The 18403-nt window shown below is 41.5% G+C and carries 9 protein-coding genes and 1 tRNA gene; 4 read left to right on the top strand and 6 right to left on the bottom strand.

Annotated features, from left to right (window positions below):
* Nucleotides 1-4: 4 nt before the first annotated feature.
* Nucleotides 5-706 (bottom strand): hypothetical protein, encoded by a 702-nt coding sequence (locus GSQ19_RS17145; RefSeq protein ID WP_011319144.1) that lies wholly within the window; start codon nt 704-706, stop codon nt 5-7.
* Between the two features lie 204 nt (nt 707-910).
* Between GSQ19_RS17145 and GSQ19_RS17140 the strand changes: the two genes are divergently transcribed.
* A tRNA-Ile gene (locus GSQ19_RS17140) sits at nt 911-983 on the top strand.
* Nucleotides 984-1054: 71 nt separating this feature from the next.
* On the opposite strand, the gene GSQ19_RS17135 is transcribed toward GSQ19_RS17140, so the two are convergent.
* Nucleotides 1055-1489 carry a hypothetical protein gene (locus GSQ19_RS17135; protein ID WP_011319143.1) on the bottom strand — a complete coding sequence of 145 codons (435 nt, stop codon included), beginning with the start codon at nt 1487-1489 and terminating at the stop codon, nt 1055-1057.
* Nucleotides 1490-1590: 101 nt separating this feature from the next.
* Between GSQ19_RS17135 and pyrE the strand changes: the two genes are divergently transcribed.
* Nucleotides 1591-2211, top strand: a complete 621-nt coding sequence (gene pyrE, locus GSQ19_RS17130; protein WP_011319142.1) for an orotate phosphoribosyltransferase — start codon at nt 1591-1593, stop codon at nt 2209-2211.
* Nucleotides 2212-2239: 28 nt separating this feature from the next.
* Here the strand turns inward: pyrE and GSQ19_RS17125 are convergent, their stop codons facing one another.
* Entirely contained in the window at nt 2240-7960 is a 5721-nt protein-coding gene (locus GSQ19_RS17125) for an alpha-2-macroglobulin family protein (protein WP_011319141.1), read from the bottom strand.
* Between the two features lie 387 nt (nt 7961-8347).
* Here GSQ19_RS17125 and pbpC point away from each other — a divergent pair, with 387 nt between their 5' ends.
* Nucleotides 8348-10636, top strand: a complete 2289-nt coding sequence (pbpC, locus tag GSQ19_RS17120) for a penicillin-binding protein 1C (RefSeq protein WP_011319140.1) — start codon at nt 8348-8350, stop codon at nt 10634-10636.
* Nucleotides 10637-10871: 235 nt separating this feature from the next.
* Here pbpC and GSQ19_RS17115 read toward each other — a convergent pair whose 3' ends face one another.
* Nucleotides 10872-11570, bottom strand: coding sequence for a TIGR04283 family arsenosugar biosynthesis glycosyltransferase (locus GSQ19_RS17115; RefSeq protein WP_011319139.1), 699 nt, complete (start codon nt 11568-11570; stop codon nt 10872-10874).
* A gap of 410 nt (nt 11571-11980) precedes the next feature.
* Here GSQ19_RS17115 and GSQ19_RS17110 point away from each other — a divergent pair, with 410 nt between their 5' ends.
* Entirely contained in the window at nt 11981-13216 is a 1236-nt protein-coding gene (locus GSQ19_RS17110; protein ID WP_011319138.1) for an LL-diaminopimelate aminotransferase, read from the top strand.
* 112 nt (nt 13217-13328) lie between these two features.
* Here GSQ19_RS17110 and GSQ19_RS17105 read toward each other — a convergent pair whose 3' ends face one another.
* Both GSQ19_RS17105 and GSQ19_RS17100 read right to left on the bottom strand, forming a co-directional pair.
* Nucleotides 13329-15803 (bottom strand): two-partner secretion domain-containing protein, encoded by a 2475-nt coding sequence (locus tag GSQ19_RS17105; RefSeq protein WP_011319137.1) that lies wholly within the window; start codon nt 15801-15803, stop codon nt 13329-13331.
* A 64-nt stretch (nt 15804-15867) separates the two neighbouring features.
* Nucleotides 15868-18330, bottom strand: coding sequence for a beta strand repeat-containing protein (locus tag GSQ19_RS17100; protein ID WP_011319136.1), 2463 nt, complete (start codon nt 18328-18330; stop codon nt 15868-15870).
* Nucleotides 18331-18403 lie beyond the last annotated feature (73 nt).

Raw genomic sequence — 18403 nt, 5'->3', positions numbered from 1 at the left:
GTCCCTATTTATCTACAGGAATATTTGTGACTTCTAGCTTTAGTTTTTGATCGGGATAATCTGTAAGAGCAAGAGATACTTTTTTAACATCATCAAGTAAAGCCGTAGGGATGCTAATTGTACCAGTAAACGCGGGGCCGTTGGCGGGTAAATCTGCTGGCAAACCTTCTGTGCTAGCGCTAAGAGTTCTACCTTTGTCGTCGGTAACATCTAAAAAGCTATACAAAAAGCGGATAGAATCAGCGCCTTTGTTCTGCATTTTCACTTTTAGCAGTAAATCACCGCCGGAGTAACGGGCAGATTGTACCGATAAGGATACGCCTTGATTTTCGGCACTAACGGGAAAACCTGGTTGGAGTTTTTCCGTTACGACTTCCGGGGGTTTTTCTTCTGGCTTCTGCTTCTTGCCGTTGATATCCTCTTCGTCTTCATCTAGTTTTTCGGATTTAGCAACTTTAGATTTGCCTTCGATACGGGACTTAACAATTTTTAATATTTCTTCTTCTTTTAAGAAGGTTGTAGCGCCTGCTTGGGAGTTATTTGCTTTACTACTCGCAAACTTGCTGGTGGGGCGGCCATCTGGGGTTGTCACGCCTTTGAGGGCGGAACTTCCTAAGTCAAATCCCAAAAATGCGCTCACAGAGCCTGCTCCTAACATTAGGAATAACAAAATCAAAGTAAGAAGTACAGTAGAATTTATTCTCATTGCTGACAAGCGATTGCAGAAGAATGCTGGTCTATATTAGCTGGTCTATGTTAAGAGTGTTGAAGCTGTATAGCTCAATGCTTAACATAACTCAATTAATGATAGTCCCCACTATTCCATAATTAGATTATGTAGTATAAAAATCTGATAAATTATCTTAGAAGGTACACAAGCTTGACACTCTAGGATACAATTGGAACTTAACCAGGGTTGGCCGAGCGGTTGAGGCAGCGAACTCATAATTCGCCCAAGGCAGGTTCAACTCCTGCACCCTGGATTTTGTTAAAAGTCAATAGTCAAAAGTCAATAAGGGCTGACTTTTAACTATTAGTTATGAACTCTGGCGGATTATCGGGGTAGTGCCGTTTCAAAGCGGAATTCCGTCCCCATCCTCAACTTGTTGGCGTTCATTTGCGGGGACATGAGTAACGATGTACCGTAAGGGTTAGGTAAATCCGGTGTCCGCAGATAGGGATCATTCATTGATTGTTGGGTGAGGACATCCCGGTAGAGTGTGTTAACTAATTCGGCATCGCGGGCGATTTCATTTTCTGGGAAGGAATTGCGAAAACCAGAACCAGAACCCAAAAATGCGTCTAACTGGCGTTTGGGGGTAAGATTTTCGTAGAAGTTGCGATCGTGACGAAAATAAGCTCGCTCAAATACATCATTTGTGCTTTCATAGTTGGGGGCTGCTGTTTCGGCAGTCGCTACAGCAGGAAAGGCTATAGCCGTAGCTAATAGCACTAAAAAACCACTGAGGGGTCTAAATTTTATACCCATCTTTTTTACTCCTCAATTTTTAGGCAAATCTTCATTTATGCTTAATTTCAGAACTCCCATGAGTTCAACCTTTGGTGTAGCACAACTTTTACTGTTTTGTAATGACGTATTCTACTGAAAGCCTTACCCAGTCAGATATTTGGGCAGCCACTGCTGATGTATCTACTCTGCGCCAAAAACTGCTGGATTTACTTTGTCAACTTGCTTATAAAGAGGGTGATTTTGTTCTCTCGTCTGGACAGCCTAGCTCATACTATATAAATGGCAAACAGGTAACATTGCACCCCCAAGGCGCTTTAGCAATTGGTCGCATTCTTTTATCTCTGTTACCTCCAGATACTCAAGCGGTAGCTGGTTTGACACTGGGGGCTGATCCAATTGTGACAGCTGTGAGTGTGGTTTCTGCTTATGAAAATCGACCAATACCAGCTTTGATTATTCGCAAAGAAGCTAAAGGTCATGGGACTAAGGCTTATATTGAAGGCCCCAATCTACTAGAGGGTGCAAAGGTGGTGGTTTTGGAAGATGTGGTGACGACTGGACAATCTGCTATGAAAGCAGTTGACCGACTGAGGGCGGCTGGTTACGTTGTTGATGAGGTCATTTCATTAGTGGATAGACAGCAAGGGGGGGCTGAGTTTTATCAGTCGGTTGGTTTGAAGTTTGAGGCAGTGTTTACAATTATTGATCTTCAGCAGAGGTATCAGGAATTAGGTAATTAGTGGAGTGTGGAGGAGTGACGCGCCTGATTTACTTTTCTGTCTCCTCTACTATTAGTTTCATTTCCGCAGTGCGTCCAAATTCTTCTGGTGCATATTGCAGGTGAACTTCCGCACCAGGCCAGGAAAAAGTCCCAGGGGTAACAGAACGTACCAAATAATGGAGGCTGTAAACTCCTGGTTCTAGGTGGTCGGCATAGGCGATAATGCGATCGCTATAAATATTCCTAAAACCCAGTTCCCAACTATCGGCTTTTGCTTGTAATGCGGCGGTGGTGGTTTGGAAACTCGCGTCAACGGCTTCTAAAGCTGCTGGTAGGGGATCTTTAATTACTAGATGATCTACCGGGCGATCGGCGATAATTTCTAAACCAATATCAAACACTTGTCCGGGAGCTAAAGTCAAGGGTTGATCGAGGGCGTAAATACCTGTTTTTCGTAAAACTTTCTCTGCATTTACTTGACTTATTTCTCGTGTTATGCTTAAGCCGTTAAAGCGTCCTGGTTGATTTCCTTGCAGGCGATAGTTATAAGCAACCAAGTAGTGTAGAGTTCCATTACCCGATTTTTGTAGCGTTAAATCATGGCGACCACGGGGTAGTTGATTCATCGGTACATTTAGCTGGAGGCTGGGATTTTTATAGCCTGCAAAGCGATTTTCTCCTAACTTCTTACCGGCTAACTGCACTGTGGCGACAAAATTAGGTGGTGTGGGTTGTAGTTGGCTATATTCTACTAAGGCTGTTAGTGCTTGGGCATTGTTATAGTCAGTTTGCCATGTTCCATCCCGGCGTAATGCAAGTAAACTTTGGAGTAATTTATCTATTAGTTTTGGTTGGCTTTGTTGGGCGATAAATAAGCGTAAAGCTTGGGCTTGTACTGCGGTTGGTGAACTCATCCATCCCCAACTAGGTGGTAAACTCACAACTGCTGTGCGTCCAGTTTCATAGATGTTTTGTTGCAGCTTGTTTAGCAATTGCTGAGATTCATCTTGCCATTCGGGGAATTGAGATAAGTATCGCGCTAGTTTAATTTGAGTGACTAAATCAAATTTGTTACTTTGTTCATAAATATCTGTTAGAAATGTGTTGCGTTTATCTCCCAGTTCTGCTAGGGCTATTAAAGCATTAAGTTGTAGTTGCCTTTTACATAGTTGCTGTTTGCAAAAATCATATTCTCCGGGGTTTGCCAGAACTTTTTGCAAATAGGTTTTGAGGCGAGATAGCATTCCTGAGTCAACCAAGTCGGGGAAGACTTGACTAGCTTTTACTAAAGATTCAGCCGCATAACTAGAAACCCAAGGGTCTGATTTTTCCTGTCCAGGGAAAGCCGCAAAACCACCATCAGAGATTTGTAGTTTTCGCAATTTTTCAACTGCTAAATTTGCCTGTTGGCTAGAATTAAATTCTGCAAATGTTTGACCATATTTTTGGGCAAGAGTTTGTAAATTTGTCGCAATGATTAATTGACTTGCAGATGGTTCTGTGAATGGCAAATCATTATCTGTTAATACTTCTTTTGCTGGTGCTTTAATTTCGGGAATCAAAGTACTCGCTAATTGAATATCTAAACCGCCGGCTTCGGGAAAGATATTTTTATCAACATTTAAGGGAATTTTGATTTGTTTTTGGCTGACACCAGTCTCAACTACTTGTTCGGTGATTTCCAGTGGTTTTACTTGCAGAGGTAATTCAAAAGCATCGGCTGTACCATTTAGCTGAGTGGTGAAGCGAACTTTACCAAATCCCACACTATCCGCCACCATTGGGAAGCGATAGGCTTGAGTTGCAGATTCAGCTTGGGTTTGCAACGTAGTAGTTGTGGGATTTTTGCTGTTAAACTTCACAGTCCCGCTAAGTTCACCGTTAATTGAGAGATTCCCTCGATTTCCGGTGTTATTAGTGACGGATAAACCAGCGAGGATGCGATCGCCTGGACGGACAAATTGTGGCAAGATGGCATTAGTTAGTAAGGGTTTGGTGGTGATAAATGTCGCGTCCCCATTGCCAAAACGCAGGTTTCCATCTGTAGCCACAGCCATCACACGCCACGTAGTTAAATCATCTGGTAATTTGAAGGTTATCTGTGCGTTACCGTTAGCATCGGTCAATACAGAACCATTGTAGTAAGCTAAGGGTTGAAAGTTGGTGCGGGTGCGAGTATTTGCTGCACCTGTGGAGAAACCACCGCCGTAACCCCAGCCTTTGGGTTTTGCTATATCTTGCGGTTGTAATATCACATCTGGACGGTTATCAGTAAAGCGGGTAGATATTGGCTGTTCTGCATAAACTGTATCTACTAAATTCGGCGGACGATAACCAGAAAGTTGCAGTACCGCCTCATTTATCACCATGACTGTAAACTGTCCTTTGGTGGGATTGCCTTGATTATCCTTCAATTCCAGTTGGATTGTTTCTTCTGCACCAGGTTCTAAAGATGTTTGGACTGGTTTAACTTGCAGTTTTAAATACTTATCTTCTAGGTTAACTTTAAAAGGAGTAAAGCCAATTTTTACCAAGTTATCTAAACTTCCTACTTCTACCTGACTAATAGGTTTACCTTGTCGAACTAACACAGCTTCAACGGCTGCATTTGGTAGCATTTCTGGCGTAACTTGAAACTGAATTTGTGGTGCGTTGCCTTGAACTTTGGTAATTTGTTGATAAATGGGTTTATCTTTAATCACCGCAAAGTATAATTCTGCATCTGCATAGGGAGATTGAATTAAAGCGGTAGCAGTTTCACCAGCTTTATACTCTTTTTTATCTAACTTAACTTCTAAAACATCTTTATCTCGCGTACCCCAAAAGACTGCGTTTCCTCCAGTCACCCAAATTTGTGAATCTGTGGCACTTAATTCATTTTTGGCATCACTAAAATTAACTCTAATTCGATATGCACCAGATTCAGTTGGGGTCAAATTCACCGATTGCGAATTACTAGTAGATGTAATTTCTGTTTGGGCAACTGTTTTATATTCAACTTGGTTTTTTGGTGTTTCGCTACCTTCTACCAATTGAGTGACGCTGCTGTATTTTATCTGTTGCAATTCCAGCCGGACTCGTTGACCTGCAATTACTTCTCCTGTAGGCTTAGTAACAACTACTTCTATAGGAAATGCTTTACCTGCATCAGCAATAAAATTACTTTTCAAGCCAATTAAACGATTACTTGGTAAGGCTGTAAAACTTTGGGAATTAGCTACCGAAAGATTAGAGACATCGGCAACTTGTACATCTACCCGATAAGTCATAGGATACGGTAAATCTTTAGCTACCTTTACCGTTTGGCTACTTTTACCATTCGTATTTAACTGAGAATTACTTTGCAACACATCACTAGATATGGTGGGGGTTTCCTCCGGCCAAAACCATTGGCGACCAAAAGTAAACTCTTCCCAACCTTTAGGGATGAAGTTAGCTTGTTGACGAGTAATAAAATATTTCGCTTCTCCACCTTCTACAGGCGCACCAAATAAATAATTACTGGAAGCATTAATATCAACATCATCACCAATGTAAGCAAATTCTTTATCTAACTTGACTTCGACTTTAAAATTAGGTGGTTTGAACTCAGCCACCCGAAATTCTCCAGAAATTTCCTGTCCGTTCTTACCTTTACCTTGAATTGTATAGTAGCCTAAGCTTTGAGTTTTATTGATGGGCATTTCTAAGGAAAACGTCCCAAACTCATTTGTAGTTTGTGTACCTAAACTGGTCTTTTGTCCATCAGGATTTACCAATGTTATTTGGTAGTCAGCATTTTTATCTTGTTGGATTACACCATTTTGTAAGTAGTCAGCAAAACCAGTAAACCAAGCTTTTTCTCCTTGTTGATACAACTGTCTATCTGAAAAGATTACTCCCCGTGATTCAGGTTTATTACCTTGCCAACCTGCATCAATACCATATCCATAAACACCGCTATATTCATCAGTTCTAGTAAATGCCCAATCTTCATTTTCACGGGCAATTACTAATAATTCTGGTGATTTAATTGAATTTTGGCTACCAGCAGTACATTGCTGTAATTCTGCACGATTAATTCTAAAAGTTCCATTTTCATCAGTTTTCCCTGTCGCACAAGGTACAGGTTCAGGGCGAGATTTTGCTTGTAATTTTGATTGATAAATTTCTATAACAGCCGCTTTTACTGGCGCACCATCTGTTAAATGATTCACCCGAATTAACCCCGATTCAGGAAACCATTGACTAAATACACCCAAATTAGTCAATTCCACCAAACCATAAGTCGTAGGTTCTCTCCACAAATCCTTACCATTTTCCTGATATTTATTAGTACGGGCTTGTACTCCATAAGCTAACATTCCCGTTTTAGCGTTGATTCTTTCTCGTAGAGGAACAGTGATATCAACTGATTGATTTTTCTTACCTGATACCTGGAAGCTTTGCCATTCAGCAGGTTTCGTTAATAAATCATTACCATAGTTAAAATAGACTAAATCTGTTGGTTTAACTACTCGATAAGCAGCCTTATATTTAGATTCTGGTAAATTTACAGTACTAATATTTAACCGTAAATCTTTACCTGAAGGGAAAATATTCAAGTCTGAGGGAACCCAGATATCCCCAGCTAAATCTCCAGTATCATATTTAAGTGAGACAGGTTTACCTAAAGTCTGTCCAAACTTATCCTGGAGATTTTCGCCAATAGTAATTGTATAAGTCTTGGCAGGTTCTAAGGCATAAGGATTAATCCCGATAATTCTATCTTCATCATTAACTTGTAACAGCCTAGAAATATCTTTTGGTGCTGGGCTAATTTGAATATTAGCTTTAGCTGAATCGGCTACCAAAATATTATTAAATTCTAACTGCGGACTACCTTTAATAAATCTTCCATAAGTTCCCCCAGCATCTGGTTGTCCATAAAAGTTAATTTTTTGAAAAGCCAAAGGTGAATAAGTAGATAACTTACTAGCAAATTCTTTTTCTGTAGCTAGGTTGCCATAGGCAGGACGTATTCCCGGAGAAAATACCAAACGATAACTGGTGGCTTTTTCCAGATTTTTTTGAGGTCTAAGATTATAAATCCAATTACGTGCTGAAGGGTCAAATTTCTTGAGAGGTTCTTCATTATTTAGAGGATTTTCTTCCTTATTCAAAGTTACCTGGAAGTGCAAACCCTCATTTTTACCTTCTGGGATTAGCTGTAAATGTTCTTGTACAGAAGCTAAATCTAGTTCTACATTAGATGTAAATTGTAACTTCGGTTGCAAATCAATGGGTTCAGCATCAGCTTTTTCCATTGGATTCACACCAGGTAAATTCGTTAAATCGATAGATGGAGTATTAAAAGTCCAGGATAAATCTTTGTTTAAACGATGATTTTTTAAATCTGCTAAGCCTGCTTTAAGAGTAACTTGCAATCTCGTGGCTATTGGCAATGCTTTATCAGCTTGAAAACCCACCATGCGCGGTGTCAAAAAGCGAAACTGTCCCGGTAATGGCGGCCAAAGGGCAAACTTTTGTAATAACTGCTGTTGTTCTGGACTATCCAAACTTTCAACTGGTATTAAAGCCTCTTTAAAACGAATACGGATTTGGTTCAGAGGTTGGGCTTGTCCGATGGGACTAATTTGTTCAATCCAATCCGGTAATTTTGGCGGTGTGAGTGGAGAGACTGCTGGTAATGGTTCTCTAGCTGAGTTAATACCAAAAAAATTACATCCGCCTGTTCCTAACACCAAGGTTAGAACAAGAAAACACCGTATACAGATTCTAATAATCATATTTTGATAAATTTAATATTAAAAATTACAGCAACTAGTCTCATTCCATCTCTCTTAAACTCCGCGCACCTCCGCGCCAACCTCCCTTCGGGTTCACCAGTCGTCTACGGAGGGAAACCCTCCTACAACGCTGGTTCACCGCACTCCTCTGTCTTGAAAAGTTTCCTACGCCGGGAAACCCGGCTTCGAGGAACTTTTCGCTGCGTTTAAAAATCAAAATTTATCTACATAGATAACCAATCAAAACCAGTAATTCCAAAAAACAACTACAATTCTTAACCATGAATTATTTTGCAATTGATTATTAAGGAATTGACATATTCACTGTTGTAGATATCATCGCCACGGCAAAATTAAAGTCAAGTTTCTTAAACAGGGTACTCCCTGATGCAATTCATATCTCTATCGCTTACCAGAATGCGGCACAGTAGTAAGGTGATCCTAGCTGTGCTGTTAATATGCCTATTAATCCGCTTATCACCTTATTTTGCGCCGATTCGTGCCGTAGATATTGCCCAAAATCAACTAGCAATGCAATTTAGCGATCGCAATGGGCTACCATTAGGAACAATACTCACCCGTGACCAAGAGCATACATCAGTAGTACCCCTAAATCAGATTTCCCCCCAGTTTATCCAAGCAATTTTAGCCGCCGAAGATGGTAGCTTTTACCATCATGGGGCTTTGGATTTGCAAGCAATTGTCCGCGCCATCAAAGAAGCCATCCACGCCAAAAAAATTGTTTCCGGCGCTTCCACAATTACCATGCAGTTAGCGCGGATGTTAGAACCAGTCCCCCGCCACTTGTCAGGGAAAATGCAGGAAATTTGGCTAGCGTGGCGGTTAGCAGCCGGGATGAGTAAGGATGAAATCCTCTCTGCATATATTAATCGCCTACCAATGGGAGGGAATATATATGGTGTAGAAGCAGCAGCCCGCACTTATTTTTCCATACCAGCCAGTGAGTTAAATCTTGCCCAGGCTAGTTTGTTAGCCGCCATTCCCAATAATCCCACCTACTTTAACCCTTACGAACATTGGGAACGTCTGAAGCAACGACAAAAATACGTCCTCAATCGGATGGTACAGGAAGGGTATGTGAGCAAGGACATAGCATATCGCACATCCTCAGAAAAAGTTGTGTTTCAGTCCAACCAGCGAGGAATTATCGCCGCACCGCATTTTTTATTTTGGTTAGTTAATCAAATTCCTCCCAGTCCTGCTGACACAAATCAATCAGTTATCCACACAACTATCAATCGTCCTTTGCAGCAATTCGTCGAAGCACAAGTACAGCAGGTAATTTCTACTCTTTTTGCCAATAACGTTCATGACGCAGCCGCACTAGTAATAGATAACCACACTGGGGAAGTTTTAGCTTACGTCGGTTCACCGGATTACTTTAATCAAGCCCAACTGGGACGCAACGACGGAGTTCAAGCCCTACGTCAACCAGGTTCTACTCTGAAACCCTTTGTCTATGAATTAGCCTTAGAAAAGCGGTTAATTCGCCCAAATACTATTTTGGCAGATGTCCCTACCCATTACGCCATCCCCGGCGCACAACTCTACAGCCCAACGGATTATACGGAAAACTTCCTTGGGCCAGTGCGGGTACGCATCGCCTTAGCCAATTCCCTCAATGTACCAGCCGTGCGCGTCTTGGAAAAAGTGGGTGTGCCAACTTTCCTAGAACGGCTGCATCAACTGGGATTTGTCCACCTGAAGCAAACCCCAGAATACTATGGTTTAGGTTTAACCCTTGGTAGTGGTGAAGTCAGCTTGTGGGAACTAGCCCAAGCCTACCTAACGATAGCAAGACAAGGACAACCCACCCCCTTAATCACCACCCTTTCCCAGTCCCCAGTCCCCCATACCCAACCCCCAAACCCCACAATCTGGCAATTAATCACTAACATCCTCAGCGACAGCCATGCTCGTGCCACAGCTTTCGGTGTAGATTCAGTATTAAACTTACCCTTCCCTGTGGCTGTGAAAACTGGTACATCTTCCAACTACCGTGACACTTGGACAGTCGGCTTTACCACTGATTACACCGTCGCTACCTGGGTAGGTAACTTTAACGGTGAACCCATGCGCCAAGTTTCCGGTGTCACGGGTGCAGCCCCCTTGTGGAATCGGATTATGTTACATCTGCACGAACATCAAGAACCAGCTAGTTTTCCCACCCCAACAGGTTTATTGCAACTACCAATCTGTGCAGTTTCCGGGTTACGTCCCACACCAGACTGTACTTCCGTAGTGCAAGAATATTTCTATCCCGAAGATAAAATTAGCTACGAAAGGGACACTCAGTTTACTTTACCACCAGAATATAACGAGTGGTTAGCCAAGCAACAGCGATCGCAGTTTACCACCAGCAGCCTGAGAATTTTATCTCCTCATGACGGCGATTTATTCTTACTGTATCCAGGTGAAGAAGCACAACAAAAATTAGAATTTAAGTTAGTAGGAAGTAAGTCTACACCTATAGAGTGGTGGCTCAACGGTGAAAAGTTGAATACCCAGTCAGCTAATTCTTTATTTTGGTCGCTGCGTCCTGGTAACTGGACTTTGGAGGCGAGAAGCGGTGAAATGAGTGATAAGGTAAAATTTCAGGTGAAATTGGCCAGTATTAAACCGACACGTCGGGGTTTTTCAATTGGTAATTATTAGGGGTTTTCCGATAAAAAAATATCCAAAATGTAATACCAATTTGACAAAAGAATGCGACAAATAAACCATTTGTAGAGACGCGATTCATCGCGTCTTCACCCAACGATATGTTGCAATCATTAATTGAATTGGTATGGGAGGTGCGTCAGTATGAAGAATTTCTGAATATAGTTTGATTTTATCGCAAGTAGCGCACCCTACCAAATTACTACCAAACTACCCCAATCTAGATAGCCTAAAACCTAAAAAATTTCCCCTGACGATACCAGTTACGTAATTGCGCTGGTGCAACACCAAGTAAATAAGCAATAATCACGACTTGATTAATTAGCGTAGTTTTAAAAACCCCCCTCTGTAACCATCTCCGAGCAGAAGTTGCCACAGATACAGGTATAAGCGTAATTTTACCAACACCTTTTAAACGTCGTATCAGTTCAAAGTCTTCCATTATAGGTAACTCAGGAAAACCACCAACTTCCTCAAATATAGACTTTGTGATAAAAATTGCTTGGTCGCCATAGGGCATTTGCAAAAAACACGATCGCCAGTATACCCCTTTTTCTACCCAGCGCAAACCCGCCAAGTCTGCATCTATCCGCAAAGCAAACGCGCCAGCCACCACCCCAGGCTGTTGTAATGCTGTGCGAATCATTTCATCAAAACCAACAGGTAAAAGCGTATCTGCATGGAGAAACAACAAAATTTCACCAGTAGCCAGCGCCGCACCCGTGTTCATTTGCACCGCCCGGCCGGGAGATGAGGAGATAACTTTTACACCTAAAGATTGAGCGATCGCCACTGTACCATCTTGTGAGCCACCATCGACAACAATGACTTCTATATTTACACTAGGTTGAGTAGTGGCAATAGTTTGTTGAATATTACCCGCTTCATTCAATGTTGGGATAATAATAGAAATTTTAATATTTTTCAAATTTCACCCCACAATTACCTTGACTAAATTCTCTATTCAGAACTATTCATGTCACATTAATAACTCAAATAAATAATATTAAATCTTTTATATCTGATATCAGGTGATGAATTATTTTAACCCGGATTGGCAATAGTTATAAGTCGATTTTTGTATATATTTAGTTATAAAAAACAGTCTTAAAAAGATAAGATATTACATTAACTAATTCTACCCTGGAAATGTCATGCCAACTTTATATGAGGTTGCACATAATATAAAATCCATTGATTTATCCGCTTACCCTGCGGGAAGACTTCGTCAATATCTGCGTGCATCTGCGTTCAATTATCCTCGACATATCATTCTATGCAGCTTCATATTAATTTGGTATAAGCTATTTTAGCTAGGCAATTTTTTTTATCTCTACTATGGCAACTATTAACGACAACTACCTCAAACTGAAAGCAGGCTACTTATTTCCCGAAATTGCGCGACGGGTAAATGCCTTTGCCGAAGCCAACCCTGATGCTAAGATCATCCGCTTAGGTATTGGTGATGTCACCGAACCATTGCCAGAAGCTTGCCGAACTGCCATGATTCAAGCAGTGGAAGAAATGGGCGATCGCTCCTCTTTTAAAGGTTACGGCCCAGAACAAGGTTATGCTTGGTTACGGGAGAAAATTGCCACCCAAGATTTTCAAGCGCGGGGTGCAGATGTAGACGCTTCCGAAATCTTCATTTCCGACGGCTCTAAGTGCGATACAGGCAACATTCTCGATATTTTTGGTGATAATAACATCATTGCTGTTACCGACCCAGTTTATCCCGTATATGTAGACACCAATGTCATGGCGGGACATACTGGTGTTGCTAACGATAAAGGCGAATTTGAGGGTTTGGTTTATTTGCCTGTCACCGCAGAAAATAACTTCACCGCAGAAATTCCTTCCCAGAAAGTAGACTTAATTTATCTCTGCTTCCCCAATAACCCCACAGGTGCAACCGCCACCAAAGAACATCTCCAGGCGTGGGTAGACTATGCCAAAGCACATAACTCGATTATTTTCTTTGATGCTGCCTACGAATCCTATATTACAGACCCATCCCTACCCCATTCTATCTACGAAATTGAAGGAGCTAGAGAAGTAGCGATCGAATTTCGTTCTTTTTCCAAAAATGCAGGCTTTACAGGTACTCGTTGCGCCTTAACCGTCGTACCCAAAACCTTGAAAGCTAAAGCCGCCGATGGTTCCGACGTAGAACTGTGGAAACTGTGGAACCGTCGCCAGTCCACCAAGTTCAATGGTGTATCTTACATTGTGCAACGGGGGGCCGAAGCTGTCTACTCAGAAGCCGGACAAGCGCAAGTGAAAGCACTGGTTAGCTTCTACTTAGATAATGCCAAAATTATCCGCGAAAAACTGACAGCCGCCGGCTTATCAGTATATGGTGGTGTGAATGCACCTTACGTTTGGGTAAAAACCCCTAATGGTCTTTCCAGTTGGGATTTCTTCGATAAACTATTGCAAACCGTCAACGTAGTCGGAACTCCCGGTTCTGGTTTTGGTGCAGCAGGTGAAGGCTACTTCCGCATTTCCGCATTTAACAGTAGGGAGAATGTGGAGGAGGCAATGCAGCGAATCACTGAGAAGTTTAAACTCTAAGAAATGGAGCTGGGTAATTCCCAGCCAGCTATTGAAATTTTAAAATTAAGGATTGCCACATTCTTTTTTCAAATTAGTACTATCTTTATCCAGTTAAAGTCATGAAAATGACCTAAGGTTGACTTTTGGCAAGAGATGCACAGGTTAATGACATTTGCACACCTGTAGGAGATTTAGCGGCAAAAAGCTCAATTTTGCCGTTGGCGTTACGTCGCCAAGAGGTAGCTTGGACAAGTGTTACGGGATTTTTTGGTGCTTGTGCTTGTTGTTTGGTGTGGAATGCAGATATGTCACGAATATCAGACCAAGTGCGATCGCTCTTAATTTCCTGTGTGGGATTTTGTGGTATTCCACCCCGTCCTGTGGCGACAAAACTACTACCAGTATTAGCATTACAACCACTAGCAATTTGTTTTGACGGATCTATAGTATTTTTTGGCAATTCTACTAAAGCAGTTTTGGGATCAACACCAAAGTGATAAATATTGACTGTTCCGTTTAAACCAAATTGCGAACTAGCAGTGATGTCACTTTCTGTAGTGAGTTCGTTACGGTATTTCAACCCAAAAATACTTTGAGAAGTAATGTTAATGTTACCTCCGTTACCTTGAACGGCATTGGCGACAATATCACTGTTTTCCAAAGCAAGAATCACAGCAGAGTTAATGGTCATATTCCCCCCGTTACCAATACCGTCTGCATTAGTCATAATTGAACTACCATGACGCAATAGCAGGTCATTGGAATTAATCAAAATATTACCGCCTTCACCTTGAACTGTAGCGGCTGTAATGCTACCACCATTATCTAGTCGGATGGAATCTGCATTAACTTCCAGTTGTCCAGCATCTCCGATGCCTTGATGATCAACCCCTACAATTGCCTGATTTGTGACTTGTAAACGTTGGGCGTTGAGGGTAAGCTTACCTATATTACCTGTAATCACATCCGGTAATCCAAATAATTGTCGAATTGGTGGTGCAAGTAATTCTGCCCTCACGCCAATGCGGCTAGGAAGACCAGAAATACTACCCACTCCACTAACCTCAACTGTGTCTGAAGCATTAATCACTAAATCACCAGCATTTCCTTGATTGACGGTAGAGACAACTATACCTCCACCATCTCGTACTCTCAATTGGGCAGTATTAATAGTTAATAAACCTGAATTTCCTTCGTCGAATGTTCCTACTACGATGACACTGTCAGCCAAGTTTTTTGTGTTTTCTCCGGCCACTTCGATAAAATCAGAGGCGTTAATGGTGATGTTACCTCCTGCACCATTTGACCAAGGCGAATTACCAATAACAGCACCATCTAAAACTTGCAATTTGTTGGTAGCTACTTGAATATCGCCACTTTTTCCAGAACCTCTGGTGATAGTATTCAATGAACTGGCAAATCCGCTAACTGGTGATATTCCCGTTATTTGAATTAAATCCTGAGTTTCTACAAAAATATTACTTCCTGTACCTTCAGCAAAGTTAATGCCATGAAGAGATCCGCCATCTTGAAGGAATACTTGGGAAGCCGAAGCAATGATATTACCTCCACTACCATCGCTGAAATTATCAGCACGCAATAAACTTTGAGGAAATCCTATAGTGCCAGTTCCTCGTAGTGTTAAAGATCCACTCGCATCAATGTTAATATTCCCTGAATTGCCATTTCCTTCATTAACCAATAGGGCAGCAGAAGCATCATTTAAACTAATATTTTGACCTACGAATTGAATAGAACCCGCAGGAGTACCGCTAGCATCTGCTAGTGATTGACGGGACAACTGAATATCGCCAAATTGCTGAATATTGCTATAGTCAAAATTCCAACTCTGAGAGGCAGTGTTTAAATTAACTATTCCGTTACTAGCACTACCAAGTTCAATATGTCCTGATGGTGCATTTAAAACTCCTCCATCTAAGGTGATTTTTCCCCCGATTAATGCCAAATTACCATTATTAACATTTAATCCCACAGGATTGTTGCTGCGATTTGGAGAAGAAACCAAAGGGTGAATCGGAAATGCCAACTGATGCCCTGTGTTCTGGACGGTAATTTGACCAGGGTTACTTCCCATTTGCAAACCCACAGGTACACTCATTGTTAATAACGCTTTAGCGGCAGGATTTACAGCACTAAATTCTGTCCCATCCTCAAACTTAATACTATTAGCTGTAGTTGCGACAAATGAACCACCAATATTTAAGCTGGCATTTTTTCCAAAAATAATGCCCGCAGGGTTGAGTAAGAATAAATTGGCTTTACCATTGGCATTGATAGAACCATCAATCTTGGAAATATTACCACCAGTCACCCGGCTAAAAATATTTTCTATACTAAGATCATTGCCGAAAAATGCAGAATCGCCCGTGGGAATAGAGAATTGGCTAAAGCTATGAAATAAATTATTATCGACACGAGTGCCGTTGTTGATGGTGTAAGCATTACTTCCGTTCATGGAAGTAGTGGGAGTAACAGAAGTATTGAAGGTATTATCTTGAATTACTTGGGCGTGAACACTATTGTTGTCAACAGCAGATAAGCAGATTACACTCAGCACACCAAGTCCAACAAAAGTTAATTTCATTAATCCATTTCTTGTTTTTATTACGTATCTATATTTCCCAATTCAGTAAATTTCGTAACAGTCATTAATTTTGAGGTGCAGCAGCACAGGTTAAGGTTGGTGACATCTGCGAAGAGGATTTAGCGGCAACCAGCTCGATTTTGCCTTGGGCGTTACGATGCCAGGAAGTAGCTTGGACAAGTTTTTCTGGGGATTGTGGTATTTGGGCTTGTGCTAGTTCTTTGGTGTGGAATGCAGAGATATCACGGATATCAGACCAAGTGCGATCGCTCCTCATTTGTTGTGTAGGATTTTGTGGTATTCCACCCCGTCCCGTAGCCACAAAACTACTACTATTAGTATTAGAACAACCCGTGGCAACTTGTTGTGATGGGTCTGAGAGATTGGTCGGTAAATCTATTAAACCAGAATTGGGATCAACACCAACATTATTAATTTGGACTGTACCACTAATACTGAATTGGGAACTAGCGGTAATGTCATTACTCAAAATTTCTCTAGGATTGAGAAGATTACGGTACTCCAAACCAATAATTCCCTGAGTTGTGATTTGAATATTGCCACCCTTTCCTTGTACGGCATTGGCAATGATGTCACTATTTTCTAGACCAACAACATTAGGAGAGTTAATACTTATATTGCCACCATTGCCATTACTACCTGCTTCGGCATTGATAAAGCTACCATGACGCATCAATAATACATCCCGTAGTTGAAGATTGATGTTGCCTCCCTCTCCAGCTTTTGTAGATGCTAGAATACTTGCATGATTGTCAAGTTTAAGGGTGTTGGCATTAATTTGCAGCGTACCAGCCGTACCCAAACCAGAATTTTCCACAAAAACTGTCGCCCTATCAGTAACATTCAAAACTGGAGTGTTTATGGTGGTGTTACCTGAATTAGCACGAGAAGTTCGGGCAAATGCACCAAAAGGACGCACAGCAGTGCCGATATAGCTGGGATTGTCTGCATCCTTAACCCCACTTACATCAATCGATTCCGAAGCATTAATAGTGAGTACACCAGCATTACCTAAAATTATGCTAGAAGCAGACACTCTGCCGCCAGCTTGCACGGATAATTTACGAGTATCGAGTGCCAAATTTCCCGCGTTACCTGACCCAAAGGTGGCAGTCGAAATTAAGCTAAAATAAAAACCAGTCGGAGAGCCTGTATTATCTACTTCTATCGTATCTGCTTTTACTGTTACATCACCCCCATTACCTCCAGCATAGGGTCTGGCTGCTATATTTCCCCCAGCTAAAACAGATAGCTTTTGAGTAGAGACAGAAATATTACCGCCTTTCCCGCCTGCATAGGAAGCAGCTAATATTTGACTAACTGCTCGAAAAGCGGAAGGATCACCATAAGCAAAACCATTAACCCGCGTTTCATCGGTATTGACGATAATATTGCCACCTGGTGCTGTGCTGAACGTCCGGTTATAAATATACCCACCCTGATCAATGTTCAATCGTGGAGTGTTAATGATAATATTCCCAGCCTTACCAGAGGAAGTGCTTTCATTCACTAAACTGCTGGAACTTTGAAAATCAGGAGACTTGCCAATAAGTTCTAAAGACTCTGAAGCATCAACAGCAATATCACCAGCTGTCTTTTGGCTGCGATTTTGTACTAATATCAACGAACCATCGCGGATACTGACTTGTTTTCCCTGGATATGGATGGCTCCTCCACTTTCCCCATTGAAATCCCGTGTTGATGCTAAAGCTCGTTGAGTGATTTGAAGATTGCCAAAACTCGGAACTTGGGAATACTGGAAGGCAAATCCTTGCGGAGTAGAATTGAGAATGACGTTGCCACTGGTGATACCACCCAATTCTATTAGTCCTCCTGGTGCAGAGAGCAGTCCACCATCCAAGGCAATATTGCTGCCTAATAACCCTAGTGTTTTTCCTGGTTGTAGTTGTAATCCTCTGGTACTGAGATTTAGTCCAGAAACTTGTAGTGAGTCACTTAATTGGGCATTATGTCCTGTACCCTGAACTGTTATCCCTCCTGAATTACTACCAAATTGCAGCCCAGTGGGTACATTCATGGTTAACAAGGGTGATGTATCAGTGTCTGTGCTACTAAATCTCTTCCCATCAGCAAATGTGATAGTCTCAGCTGTTGTCCCGACAAATGATCCACCAATATTTAAACTGGCATTTTGCCCAAATATAATCCCAGCCGGGTTGATTAAGAATAAGTTGGCGTTACCATTAGCACTGATGGAACCATCAATGTTGGAAATATTACCGCCAGTCACACGACTAAAAATATTTTGAATATCTATAGCATTGTCAAATGATGCAGAATCACCTTTAAGAATAGAGAATTGGCTGAAGCTATGAAATAAATTATTGCCGATACGAGTACCATCAGTGATGATGTAAGGATTACTGCCACTTACAGAAGTTTTGAGGGTGTGATCGGGAATTACTTGTGCGTAAACGCAATTATTATCAACAGCAGATAGGCAGAATATACCCAGAAAGCCAAACCCAACCAAGGTTAATTTCATGGAACGATATTATTTATGTTATATTCCGTATTTATTGTTCCCTTGGTGGTGTCTTTTGTAACGGTTGTGTTGG

Origin of the sequence: Trichormus variabilis 0441, assembly GCF_009856605.1 — a bacterium.
Lineage (GTDB): Bacteria > Cyanobacteriota > Cyanobacteriia > Cyanobacteriales > Nostocaceae > Trichormus > Trichormus variabilis.
The sequence above is the reverse complement of the archived record's forward strand: the minus strand, read 5'-3'. Positions and strand labels throughout refer to the sequence as shown.